The sequence below is a fragment of the Pseudomonas sp. HP_01 genome (genome assembly GCF_055284355.1).
In genome coordinates, this window is record NZ_JBTOPV010000054.1 from 1 (window position 1) to 12,740 (window position 12,740).

The following is a 12,740-nucleotide window of genomic DNA, read 5'->3' on the forward strand; positions in this document are numbered from 1 at the left end:
GCCCCGCCCACCCCCCGCCGCCCGCGTCGGCGGGTGGTGCGTGGGTGGCGCGGTGCCGCGTCTCGGCCGTGGCCCCCCCCCCCCCCCCCCCCCCCCCCCCCCCCCCCCCCCCCCCCCCCCGCTCCTACAGGGGATAGTGTGAACCCACACCATTGCGTCGCCTGTCCAGGGCGTCTGTTCGACAGGCCCGCCGACTACTCTTGTTACAAAGCGAAAGGTCCTACACGTTGCTCATCCACCGTGACAGCGCGAACCTACGCGCTTGATCGCCATCAAAGACCGGAATCGTTACCCATCCCACAGAAGGTAAATGATGAACAGTTTTCCGCGACGCCTCGCCGTCCTCTTGCTCGGCGGGCTCCTGTCGGCCGGGCTGGCGCAGGCCGATGATCACACCGCGCACTCGCCGCCGCTTCTGGCGGCCGCCGGTTATCCGAGCCGCTCGATCAACGTTCCCGACAACGGCGCCGTGCGCCGCGCCAATCCCAACAGCCGTCAGGGCACCGAGTCCATCGCGCCGCGTATCGGTGGCCCTAACCTGGGCCCGACTCAGACCCGTCCGCCCACCCTCGAAAACGGTGGCATCGGCAACGGTTATCCGACCCGACAACAACCCGCTCGGCCTGGCGGCGATGCCGAACGCCGCAGCAATTGAAACGACTGCCAGCCTCTCTTCCATTTCAGAAGGAATTGCCTATGTTGCGCGCCACCCCTTTTCACACGCTCGCCCTCCGCAAAACGTTGCTGGCGACCTTATGCGCCACCGCATTACTGGGCTTCTCCATGCAAGCAACTGCCGCGACTTACCAAAGCGAGACCGGCACGCTGACAGTCGATGAGGTCGTCGGCGGGTTGCAGCATCCATGGGCCGTGGCGTTTCTGCCGGACTCCCAGGGGATGTTGGTCACCGAGCGCACCGGCAACCTGCGTCGGGTAACGCCTGACGGCAAGCTGTCTGCACCGATCTCCGGCGTGCCGAAGGTCTGGGTGCAAGGGCAGGGCGGTTTGCTGGACGTCGAGCTGTCGCCGGATTTCACCAAGGACCGCATGGTTTACCTCACCTACTCCGAGGCCGCGAGCGACGGAAAAACCGGCGGCACGGCGGCGGGGCGCGCAAGGCTTTCGGAAGACATGACCAAGCTGGAAGGCTTCACGCGCATCTTCCAGCAGCAGCCTAAACTGTCGGTGGGCAACCACTTCGGCTCGCGCATCGTCTTTGATCGCGACGGTTACATGTTCATCGCGCTGGGTGAAAACAACGACCGGGCCACGGCCCAGGACCTCGACAAACTGCAGGGCAAGGTCGTGCGCCTGTACCCCGACGGCACCGTTCCCAAAGACAACCCCTTTGTCGGCCAGCAAAACGTGCGCCCGGAAATCTGGAGCTACGGTCATCGCAATCAACAGGGCGCCGCGCTCAATCCCTGGACCGGCACGCTGTGGACCAACGAGCACGGCCCGCGTGGAGGCGACGAAATCAACATCATCGAACGCGCCGGCAATTACGGCTGGCCTATCTCGACCTTCGGCATCGACTACAGCGGTGAGCCGATTTCCGAGTCCAAGGGCAAGGTAGTCGAGGGCGTGAAAAACCCTTTCCATGTGTGGGAGAAATCCCCGGGCGTCAGCGGCATGGCGTTCTACGACTCAAGCACGTTCAAAGCATGGGACCACAACGTCTTCATCGGCGCGCTGGCGTCCGAGGAGCTGATTCGTCTGGAGCTCAAAGACGACAAGGTGGTGCATGAAGAACGTTTGCTCGGCGAGCTCAAGTCCCGCATCCGCGATGTGCGGCAGGGGCCGGACGGGTATGTGTATGTGCTGACGGACGAGGATAACGGGAAGCTGTTGAAGGTCGGGTTGAAGGTGGAGCAATAGCCCTACCTTGAAATTATCGCCCAAGCGCTTGGTTAACTGCATCTAGTAGGACCGGCTTCAGCCGGGAAGGGGCCGGTACATCCGACGCAGTTGTTTCGCCAATGCCGCAGCCTTCCCGGCTGAAGCCGGTCCTACAAAAGCTCGTCTGATTCGAAATTGCTATGTCGGCCAGAAAGGGACCGTAGGACCGGCTTCAGCCGGGAAGCGGCCGGTACATCCGACGCATTTGTTTCGCCAATGGCGCAGTCTTCCCGGCTGAAGCCGGTCATACAAAAGTCACCTGCACACCGAATTCCACACCAATCCCGGTTGTAAAAATGCCGCGCAGAACGTAAAAGAGGCGCCGCCGAACTGGCCTGTGTTTCTCGTTGCCCGACTGCCCCTCTCCAGGAATTCAACCGCCGATGATCACCTCGTCCCGTCCCGCTGCCGGTTTCACCCGTCGGCTGCTGCCGCTGAGTATCGCTTTCGCTTCGCCATGGCTGGCAGCCCAGGAAGTCGAGCCGGTGACACTGGACGCGCTAAGGGTGACCGGGGAGCAGGAGTCGATCTATCAGGCGAGTGGCGCCTCGGTGGGCGGGTTCAACGAAGCACCACTGCGGGATACGCCGGCGTCGATATCGGTGTTTACCGCCGAGCGGCTGAAGGACCAGCAGGCCAAACTGCTCAGCGATGTTTTGCGCAACGACGCGTCGGTGGGCGACAGTTATGCGCCGGTGGGCTATTACGAGAATTTCGTCGTGCGCGGTTTCTCGCTCAACGCGGCCAACAGCTACCGCATCAACGGGCGGAGTATCACCGGCGAGCAAAACGTGGCGCTGGAGAACAAGGAACAGGTCGAGCTGCTCAAGGGGCTGTCGGGCCTGCAGAGCGGCGTGTCGGAGCCGGCGGGTGTGATCAATTACAAGACCAAACGCCCGGAAGACGTGCGCTCAGTGACGCTTTCGACCAACGAGCACGGCGAGCGCTACATCGCCACGGACGTCGGCGGCTGGTTCGGCAGCGAGAAGCAATTCGGCCTGCGCGCCAACGTTGCCCACGAGGACATTCGCTCCTACGTCGAGCACGCCAACGGTCAGCGGGATTTCGCCTCCCTGGCCTTCGACTGGAACATCAACGACCAGTCCACCCTGCAGCTCGACGTTGAATACCAGACCAAAGAACAGCGCTCGGTGCCGGGCTATCAGTTGCTGGGCGGCACCGAGCTGCCCCACGACGCCTCGCCGCGCAAATTGCTGGGCTATCAAAGCGGCTCGAACCCGGTGGGCATCGACTCGCTGAACATGACCGGTCGTTACGAATACCGCCTCAGCGACGACTGGAAAGCCAGCCTCAGCGCCTCACGCAGCCGCGTGGTCATCGACGACTACAGCGCCTTCGCCTACGGCTGCTATTACCAGAGTGACTGCCCTGCCGAGCCGTTGACCGGGCACTTCACGCCGAGCGGCGGTTACGACATCTACGATTTCCGCAGCCCGGACGACACGCGACGCAATGATGAAGTCGAAGCGTCGATGACCGGCCTGTTCGACACCGGCTGGCTCAAGCATGAGCTGACGTTTGGCACCAGCGCGTTCCGGCGCACGGTCGACACCCGGCCGTATTTCAGCGATTACGTAGGCTCCGGCAACATCCACGAGACGCCGGACAGCTTCGCGCCGTCGGACCTTTCCGTGGGCCACACTGAACGGCGCCTGGACAGTCGCCAGTACGGACTCTTCGCCACCGATCGCATCAGTTTCAACGAACACTGGCAAACGGTCATCGGGGGGCGTGAAGTGAAGCTCGACGAAAAGGCCTACAACGAGGACGGCAGCGACAACCGTCACACCGAGCGGTCGATCTTCCTGCCCCAGGCTGCGCTGATCTATAAGCCGATCGATAACGTTTCGCTGTACACGAGCTACAGCAAAGGCTTGTCCCTGGGCGGCACGGCGTCGGTGTTCGACAGCAATATCGGGGAAATCCTCGCGCCGACGATCTCTCGCCAACTGGAAGCCGGGGTCAAGTACGACTGGCGCCGCATGAGCTTCACCGCAGCGGTGTTTCAAACCCGACAGGCGTATCAGTATTCGAAACCCAACGACGACGGCACCCTCACTTTCGTCCAGCAGGGCCAGCAGAAAAACACTGGCGTCGAGCTGAGCGCCAATGGCTACGTGACCTCGCAGTTGCAGATGTCGGCCAGCGTCGCCGCCATTCGCGCGCGGGTTGAAGACAGCGGCACCGCGGCTTACGAAGATCATCAGGCGATCAACGTGCCCAAATTCCGTGGCAGCCTGTCAGCCGATTACGCCCTGCCGATTCAGGGGCTGGCGCTGTTGGGCGGCGTGCAATACAGCGCCAGCAAGTTCGCCAATCGCGAAGGCTCGGTGAAGGTCGATGACTACGCGGTGTTCAACGCGGGCAGCCGCTACAGTACGAAAATTGAGGGCTACGACACGGTATTGCGCCTGACCGTCGACAACCTGTTCGACAAGCGCTACTGGCGCGACGCGGGCGAATACCTGGGGGACGATTACCTGTTCCTCGGCGCACCGCGTACGGCGCGGGTTTCGGCGACGGTGAATTTTTAAATCAGCCGCTGAAACGCGTCAGCCGTCAGCGATCCGCCCGCAAGCCGTCAGCTTTGTTATCCTGCGCGCCTTTGTCGCACCCGCGTGCGTTTCAACCTGTGATTTGGGGTCTTTCATGACAGCCATTCTTCGACCGCGCCCACAACCCATCAGCCGGGGAGACTACAAAACCCTGGGTCTGGCGGCACTGGGCGGGGCGCTGGAAATCTACGATTTCATCATTTTCGTATTTTTCGCCCTGACGCTCAGTCAGCTGTTCTTCCCGCCGGAAATGCCCGAGTGGCTGCGCTTGCTGCAGAGTTTCGGCATCTTCGTCACCGGCTACCTGGCGCGTCCGCTGGGCGGCATTCTGATGGCGCACTTCGCCGACAAACTGGGGCGCAAGCGCGTGTTCAGCCTCAGCATCCTGATGATGGCGTTGCCCTGTCTGCTGATCGGCGTGATGCCGACCTATGCCGAAATTGGCTACTGGGCACCGCTGATCCTGCTGGCGCTGCGCATCCTTCAGGGCGCCGCCGTTGGCGGTGAAGTGCCGAGCGCCTGGGTGTTCGTCGCCGAGCACGCGCCGAAAGGTCATCGCGGTTACGCATTGGGCGTGTTGCAAGCGGGTCTGACCTTCGGCTACCTCATTGGTGCGCTGACGGCGACCTGGCTGGCGAAAGTGTTCAGCCACGCGGAAATCCTCGATTACGCCTGGCGCATCCCGTTTCTGCTGGGCGGCGTGTTCGGCGTTATTGGTGTGTGGCTGCGACGCTGGCTCAGCGAGACGCCGGTGTTCATGGCGATGCATGCCCAGCGTGAAGGCATGACTGAACTGCCGCTGCGCGCTGTCCTGCGCCAGCATCGGCAATCTCTGCTGCCGGCTGCGTTACTGACTTGCGTGCTGACCTCCGCCGTCGTGACGCTGGTGGTTATCACGCCTACGGTGATGCAGCAGCGCTTCGGCATGAGCCCCAGCGACACGTTCGCTTTGAGCAGCGTCGGTATCGTCTTCCTCAACATCGGCTGCGTCCTGGCCGGCATGCTGGTCGATCGTATCGGCGCCTGGCGCGGGGTGGTGCTCTACAGCCTGCTGCTGCCGGTCGGCGTCGGCGTGCTTTACGCCAGTCTGGTCAGTCACTGGTTGCCGTTGAGCCTCGCTTACGCGGTGGCTGGCCTGGCCTGCGGCATTGTCGGCGTCGTGCCTTCGGTCATGGTCGGACTGTTCCCGGCGAACATTCGCGTCTCCGGCATCTCGTTGACCTACAACATCAGCTACGCGCTGTGGGCAAGCACCACGCCACTGGCGCTGATCGCCTTGATGCCGTGGAGTCCGTGGGTGTGCGTCGGCTATTGCGTGATCATGGGCGCGGTCGGTCTGGTGACGGCCATGTTCTTTGGCCTGCGCAAGGGCATGCAGGTCGATGATCCGCGGGTGGTACAGGCGGGAAACTGAAGGGGGAGGGATGTCGCAATGGCGTCCCTTCTTAAAGACTCAATGCTGCGGGTTCGCAATCCGCAGCATTTGAAACGATTGATCCGCTGATTTGTAACAGATGATTGTAATTATCATTTGCAGCGTTTATTGTCCCCGTCTATACAACTGACCCGCTGTTATATATCCCATGGACTTGCACGGGGCCGTGTCTGTATAGATTGTCTGCGGGCTCAGTGGGGATGCTTCGCTAATATTTGTAGGAAACTTTACTTATCGTTGTTCGGTTATTAACCGGGCTTGACTGTGCAAATTCTCTAATGGTTAGAGACTTCAAATCAATAAGAACACTGTTGCGGCCATGGCTGATTTAACGACCAGGGTCGGCAAGTCGCGGAGACTGTTGAGGGCCAATGATAGAAGAACAACGCAAACGTAGACCATTGAAAAAAACCACCCCCAGAGAGCAGGAAGTCCTTCAGCTAGTGCTCCAGGGCCATACCAACAAAGCCATCGCCCAGCGGCTGGGGATCAGTGATTACACGGCCCGCGACCACGTGTCGTCGTTGCTGAGGAAGAACGAAGTCAGAAATCGAGCGCAGCTCATGGCACTGCACGTTTCGGCCCCACGCAAGAAAAAACTGGCAATACCCCTACATCTGACGGATTGTTCCGTCGAGCGGTAAGTGCATAATTAACCCGATTTAATAACCAAACTTTTAAAGCTGTCTTCGACCTCTACGTTGCCGCGATGACGCTGGCGTCTTAATAAGTGGTCTTTTGAGTGATGACCCTGTTTTCGGCACTTCGATGTGTCCCCGCGAAGTGTTCGCGATGATGCACCCACAATAACGATCAATAATAAGGATGAAATCGATGACCCTTCAAATCGCAACGTCTGAGCCCTTGAAGCAACCGTGCATCGATGCAGACTTTAATGTGGACGCGTCAAGCGCGTTCCAGCGATTGGTCGATGAGCAAAGCCAACTGTCCCGAGAGCAGTTGAGCGAGCTGCACAAGCAATGGCTCGGGCCCCACGGCGTGTTTGCCACCTTCAGCGCGGAGGTCGAGCGATTGGGACGTCAGGCCCCCGCGCTGGACGATCTCTCCAGCCTGGGCAGCCCAGAGCGCATGAATCAGGCCGAACGGGCGGTCGCCTTTGCGCTGGCGCAGAGCAATCGCCGCCGCGCGACCAACAACCCCTTCGGCTCACGCTCGCGTCAGGACCTGTGCTGCGTGGTGTTCGACGAGTCCTGCGCGTACACCCTGGCGGAGCGATACGCCGCGTACGAAGCTATGCGTCAGAGCGACTCGGATTTCTTCATCAAACTGATCGCCACCACCCGCGGCGTCACCGAGCGGCGCATCGTGTTCCACGGTTTGCTGGAACATTACGACCGGCTGTTGCCCATTGAGAAAAGCATCTACCCCGAGGCCTACCGCGACGTGCAGCAAACGCATCTGGATCGGGAAGAAGGGTTGTATGGGCCGCTTATGCTGGGCGACAGCCTTATTGCGATATTTGAAACAGTCACACCTAAAGACCTGCTCAACCAGATTCACAACTCGGCAGAGATGCTTCCATGATTTCCGGGCACCTGGTCCCGGATTAACGCAAAAATATGTAACTGAGTAAAGCTCAGGCCGTCTTCACCTAGGCGAAGACGGCCGCCAGCGGAGTATGTGCGATGAGCATTTCAATTCCAGAAAGTACCAATGTTCAGTCCACCTCTTTGATGACGATCACCCAACCCGAAATCAAGAGGGTTGTGAGCGCCTCACGTCATGAAGCGCAGCAAACCCCCGAGTCGCCTGTCACTCTCAGCGGAAGGGGGCTGATGATGTCGCGGCTCTTCGAAGGGCATGCGGTTGAGCCCACCACAGTGGCATACGATCCTAACTTATCGACGTTATTCCCCACACTGTTCCTGTTACCCGAAGATCGAAATCTACTCTCTGCGGTTTATGAATTTGCAAATGTAAAAGGCGCCGACCTTGCCTACGTGGACGATCTGGCTTGGTCCATTGCTTATTACCGGAAATCGGACAATGGATGCGAAATCATCCCGCAGCGGCCTCTCAAACGGTTTGATACTGAAGGGCACGAGGTGTCTTATTCCTTCAATGAGGAAAGCGCCAAGACGGCCCATCGGATATTGAATGGAAGTGCTTTCAGTACGACAGTCTTAGATCGCGGCTTTCTGCGTTTTGCACTGGATGTCGATTACAGCCCGATGAGTAGTCTGAATTTTCGTTTCCTGGAGCAGATCGTCAACAGGTTCTCGGAAAAAGGGGACGTTGTACCCGACTTCGGCCGGCAGTTTGATCATTTTTCTCTTGATCATAAGAACTGGATCAAGAACGTTTCAGAGCAAACATACGATATTTCTACCGTCGTACCTTTCCTAAAAGGTACGACGCCTGATAGTCGCGCCGCGCTTGCGACGCGCGAATCAGCGGATGAAACGGCCCCTTTTAATAGAGAGCCTTCACGCTCCCTTCGAGAGATCATCGGCGCCTACCTGAAGGACACGAGTGTTCCTACGTTGTTCGAAACGTTGATGCGCACGAAGCGCTGAATTTACTCCAACGCCGCACCCTCGCGCGCGCGCACGTCGCTGGATGGCTGCGCCGGCGTGACCCGATTGCGCCCGGCGCTTTTTGCGTCGTACAGGGCCATGTCGGCTTCGTGCAGCCACAGGCCTGCGTCGGTCTGGTGCGCGCCATACGCCGCGACGCCGATGCTCAGGCTCAGCTTGAGATCGGGAAGGGCCGAGTGGGCGTGGTCATGAACCGTACGGCGCAGGCGTTCGAGTATTTCGGTGGCCTGGGCCAGGGTGGTGTCGGGGAGGATGACGCAGAATTCGTCGCCGCCATAACGGCCGGCCAGATCGGTCTGCCGCAGGCTGGCGGACAGCGCGTTGCTCAGTTGCTTGAGCACGTTATCGCCGGTGATGTGGCCGTAGGTGTCGTTGATGGTCTTGAAGTGGTCGATGTCGATCAGCGCGACGCTGTGTTGGCGGTGGAGCTTCTGGCACTTATCGAACTCCAGCGCCAGTCGATCCTTCCACGCGCCGTGGTTCATAAGACCGGTGAGGCTGTCGGTGGCGCTGAGTTTTTCCAGTGCTTTCTTGCTTCTGGAGAGTTGCACCGCGACCTGATAACAGACCAGACCGATGGCCATCGGGTAGATCACCAGCATGGGCAGGCAGGCGAACAGCTGCAGCTGAGTGACGTGGGGGAATAGCGCCGGCAGGAAAATCCTGTACGCCACCAGTGCGCCGGCGATCTGCGCCAGCGAACCCAACACGAAGAGACGTAAACCACCGGCCGCGATGTTATTCATCGCCATCATCGACAGCACCGTCACGGTGGGTAGCGGGCTGATACCCATCGCTCCCGCCCAGAAGCCGCCGCCCAGCGAGTCGTAGATCAGGTTGCGGCGCTCGGCGGCATAAGGCTGGCGTGAACGCTTGGCGAGCAGGTAAGCCATGTGCGGCCAGCCGTAACCGTGAGCGATCATGGCGATCCACACCCAGGCCGGCGGATGGGAAGGGTACAGCGCTGCAGCCACCGCGAAGAAACCAATGCCCAGGCCGATGCTGCGGGGCAAGTGCATGCGTTTGGCGAAGGAGAGACCTTTTTGGACCGAAGTGTTCATAGCGCTCTACTGGGTAATAACGCAGCATCCCGACGGCTACATCGGTCACGACCAACGCTGCGAGTGTCCTCCGCCGACGGGGTACTGGGAAGAGCATTTAGCCACTATTGGAGAAATAATTCACGCCGGTCGCCATTGGAGGGTGCGTGGGCGCAGGTGCCGTTTGGATAAGTGACGGGTGCCGTCTGTCATGGCGTGTTTTCCGGCCATCTGTGTATAGACCGTTCTACGCAGGTTGGCTGAAATATGGCGGCCATTCGGCGCTGTCCGGATGTGCATTCCGTCACCCCGGCAGGAGCCTCTGATGCCCGAACTCTCAAACCTCATCGCTTTTTCCCTTATTGCCCTCGGCATGGTGCTGACGCCAGGGCCGAACATGATCTACGTCATTTCGCGATCCATCTCACAAGGACCCAAGGCGGGTCTGATCTCCCTCGGCGGCGTGGCGGTTGGCTTTATCTTCTACATGCTGTGCGCGGCGTTCGGCATCACGGGGTTGGTGATGGCAGTCCCTTATGCCTACGACACACTGCGCATGGCCGGTGCCGTGTATCTGCTGTACCTGGCCTGGCAGGCCGTGAAACCGGGCGGTCGTTCGCCGTTTCAAGTGAAGGAGTTGCCGCAGGACAACAACCGGCAGCTGTTCCTGATGGGGCTGATGACCAACCTGTTCAATCCCAAAGTGGCGGTGCTTTACCTGTCGCTGTTGCCGCAATTCATTACTGTCGGCGACGGCACCCGCGTGCTCACTCAGTCACTGATATTGGGCAGCGCGCAGATTCTGGTCAGCCTGAGCGTGAATGCGATGGTGGCCATGGCGGCGGGCTCCATCGCAGCGTTTCTCACGCAGAAACCGGGGTGGGCGGCGCTGCAGCGCTGGGTGATGGGCACGGTGTTGTTCGGGTTCGCGGTGCGGATGGCGGTTGAAGGCAGGCGTTGAGTGCGCTGTCACGCGTTGAGGAAAACACGGCTGGCCCTTGCCAGACGCTCCGCGATTCGGGAGATTACTGGCCCCACTCGTTAGCATCATCACAAGGGACGTCTGATGCCTTTTTCTCTCTCCGTTTTGCGTATCACCTGCCTCGCCGCGCTGGTCGCGCCATTCACCCTGCACGCCGAGAATGCGGTCCATGTTCTGACAGGCACTTTGGGTAAATCGCCCATCGTCGTGGAGCTTGATCTCACCAGCGCTGAAGAGGTGACTGGACGCTATTTCTACGAGAAATACCACAAGGACCTGCCGCTCTCTGGTACCTCGAAAGGGAATGATCTGACGCTGACCGAAGGCCTGAGCTACGACGATCAGGCCAGGTTGCCGAAGCTGGTCCTTCATAAAAATTCGGATGCAAGCTGGACCGGGGACTGGAGCAGCAAGGGCAAGTCCTACAAGGTGCAACTGGCCGAACACGCCATCACCGCGCCGGATGCTTCCGCTGAATCGGGTTGGCAGGCCATTTACAAACAGTCGGCCTATGACTACCTGCGGCTCACGCACCTGCCGCTCAAGGCGGATAAAAAAGCCACGTTCATGGGCCATGGACTGCAGTGGTGGGTCGAGCCGGAGTCAGGTGTTTCGATGTTTGAAATCACTTCGGGTTACTCACCGGAGCAGGCCGCCGCTATTAATCAGCAACTGCGCTCGCGCTTTTGGCAGGAGGTTGTCAGCTACCACCAGTGCATGCTCAACGCGAGCCGCAATGGCGGTGATTTTGCGCAGACGGTCACGCCGCACTTGCTGACGCCCGGCATCGTGAGTTTGAGCGTCTTCACCGATTACGATTGCGGCGGTGCACACCCGGACTTCGGCGACTCGCCGCTTAATCTGGATGCCAGCACGGGGAAGGAGCTGACGCTGGAAGATGTGGTGTGGGTCGGCAAGGGCGCGCCGTTTCACTACGAACGTGATGAAGAAGGTGGCACGAGTTTCGACACGTATTCAGATTACCGCGGTAAAGCCTTCGCCCCCTGGCTGGTCGGTCAACTGAAGGCCGCGCACCCGGCAGACATGCAGAAGCCTGCCACCGAAGACGATTGCGACTACACCGACCCGTCGGTCTGGGAATTTCCGTCGTGGCATTTGACTGAAAAAGGCATCGTTTTCGGCCCGTCCTTCCCCCGCGTCATGCGCGCGTGTGAAAGTCCGGAATGGTCGGTCTTGCCTTACAGCGTCATCAAGGCGCATCCAGGCGGAACAAAACTGACGTTGCCCGAGTAAATCAGCCCCGGTTGCTGCCCGCCGACATCTTACGGCGGTAGATCTGAAATCGCTGCTTTTCCGGCTGCAATCGCCGCCGAAAAAGCAGCAATCCTTATTTCCCGCCGGTCACACCCTTCACCACCTCGGCGTGGGCCTTGGCGTCTTTCGCCAGGGAGATCACGTTGACCATCGCCGTGCGTTTACCGTAGGCAGCAGTAATCGTCGTGCTCAATACCCGGCCGCCGTCCACGCTGCCTGAGATATCCAGCTGACGCATGCCTAGGCCTTTTCGTACGATCTTTTTCTCGCCCAGCTTCTTGAAGTCCTTGTAGCTCGACTGCTGCTGTTGCAGCGTGTCGGCGATGATCCCGTCAAGGGTTTGCTTGTCGTTGGCGCCGACCTTCTGGTCATTGGGCAGCGGCGCTTCGGTGATGATCACCACGCGCTTGGCCGGCTTGTTCATGTACAGCGAGCCGGTCACGCCGGCAGCCCTGGCCTTGGCGTCGATCTCTTCCATCGGGCCTTTGACGTAGTCCTTCGGCAGGGTGAAAGCGAACTTGCCGCCGAGCATCGCGACTTTTTGCCCAGAAGGTTTCGGCGCGGGTTTGGCCTTGGTCGCGGCCTGCGCGCCGACCATGCCCAGGCATGAAGCCAACGCGGTACAGACCAGCAGGGTTCTTAAACTGAACAAGCGCATTCCGACCACTCCTGGGGATGATTCCTACATAGGTCCGGCATTTTGCCTGAGGGTGATAGCAGGTTGATAGTCGTGAGCGCGAGGGTGTCAGCGGGACTCGCTCATGCGAGTCCTGCGGGATGATCGCGGTGTATCTGTAGGACTGGGTTCAGCCGGGAAGGGGCCAGTGTGTACGCCACGGGACCTGATCATCTGCCGCTGGCCAGTGTAGGAGCGGGGGGGGGGGGGGGGGGGGGGGGGGGGGGGGGGGGGGGGGGGGGGGGGGGGGGGGGGGGGGGGGGGGGGGGGGGGGGGGGGGGGGGGGGGGGGGGGGGGGG

Annotated in this window: 10 protein-coding genes and 1 pseudogene; 9 read left to right on the top strand and 2 right to left on the bottom strand. The window is 60.2% G+C overall.

Annotated features, from left to right (window positions below):
- Positions 1–313 precede the first annotated feature (313 nt).
- The 7 genes and pseudogenes from ACYAR8_RS21675 to ACYAR8_RS21705 all read left to right on the top strand — a co-directional run bounded on the left by ACYAR8_RS21675 (position 314) and on the right by ACYAR8_RS21705 (position 8,447).
- Positions 314–655, top strand: coding sequence for a hypothetical protein (locus ACYAR8_RS21675; RefSeq protein ID WP_074891739.1), 342 nt, complete (start codon positions 314–316; stop codon positions 653–655).
- A 41-nt stretch (positions 656–696) separates the two neighbouring features.
- Complete coding sequence (locus ACYAR8_RS21680) at positions 697–1,878, top strand: PQQ-dependent sugar dehydrogenase (protein WP_463581026.1); 1,182 nt, start codon at positions 697–699, stop codon at positions 1,876–1,878.
- A gap of 404 nt (positions 1,879–2,282) precedes the next feature.
- Complete coding sequence (locus tag ACYAR8_RS21685) at positions 2,283–4,454, top strand: TonB-dependent siderophore receptor (RefSeq protein ID WP_463581027.1); 2,172 nt, start codon at positions 2,283–2,285, stop codon at positions 4,452–4,454.
- Between the two features lie 115 nt (positions 4,455–4,569).
- Positions 4,570–5,889: an MFS transporter gene (locus ACYAR8_RS21690; protein WP_427685406.1), complete on the top strand. Its 1,320-nt coding sequence runs from the start codon at positions 4,570–4,572 to the stop codon at positions 5,887–5,889.
- Positions 5,890–6,281: 392 nt separating this feature from the next.
- Positions 6,282–6,562 (top strand): annotated as a pseudogene (locus tag ACYAR8_RS21695) (helix-turn-helix domain-containing protein).
- 182 nt (positions 6,563–6,744) lie between these two features.
- Positions 6,745–7,455, top strand: a complete 711-nt coding sequence (locus ACYAR8_RS21700; protein ID WP_463581028.1) for a hypothetical protein — start codon at positions 6,745–6,747, stop codon at positions 7,453–7,455.
- A gap of 101 nt (positions 7,456–7,556) precedes the next feature.
- Positions 7,557–8,447 carry a hypothetical protein gene (locus ACYAR8_RS21705; RefSeq protein WP_463581029.1) on the top strand — a complete coding sequence of 297 codons (891 nt, stop codon included), beginning with the start codon at positions 7,557–7,559 and terminating at the stop codon, positions 8,445–8,447.
- 2 nt (positions 8,448–8,449) lie between these two features.
- Here ACYAR8_RS21705 and ACYAR8_RS21710 read toward each other — a convergent pair whose 3' ends face one another.
- Positions 8,450–9,529, bottom strand: a complete 1,080-nt coding sequence (locus ACYAR8_RS21710; protein ID WP_463581030.1) for a diguanylate cyclase — start codon at positions 9,527–9,529, stop codon at positions 8,450–8,452.
- A gap of 304 nt (positions 9,530–9,833) precedes the next feature.
- Here ACYAR8_RS21710 and ACYAR8_RS21715 point away from each other — a divergent pair, with 304 nt between their 5' ends.
- Positions 9,834–10,469, top strand: a complete 636-nt coding sequence (locus ACYAR8_RS21715; protein ID WP_074892815.1) for a LysE family translocator — start codon at positions 9,834–9,836, stop codon at positions 10,467–10,469.
- Between the two features lie 105 nt (positions 10,470–10,574).
- On the top strand, positions 10,575–11,744 hold the full coding sequence (locus tag ACYAR8_RS21720) for a hypothetical protein (protein WP_463581031.1): 1,170 nt from the start codon (positions 10,575–10,577) through the stop codon (positions 11,742–11,744).
- Between the two features lie 94 nt (positions 11,745–11,838).
- Here ACYAR8_RS21720 and ACYAR8_RS21725 read toward each other — a convergent pair whose 3' ends face one another.
- Positions 11,839–12,423, bottom strand: a complete 585-nt coding sequence (locus ACYAR8_RS21725) for a DcrB/PsbP domain-containing protein (protein WP_074892817.1) — start codon at positions 12,421–12,423, stop codon at positions 11,839–11,841.
- Between the last annotated feature and the right edge of the window lie 317 nt (positions 12,424–12,740).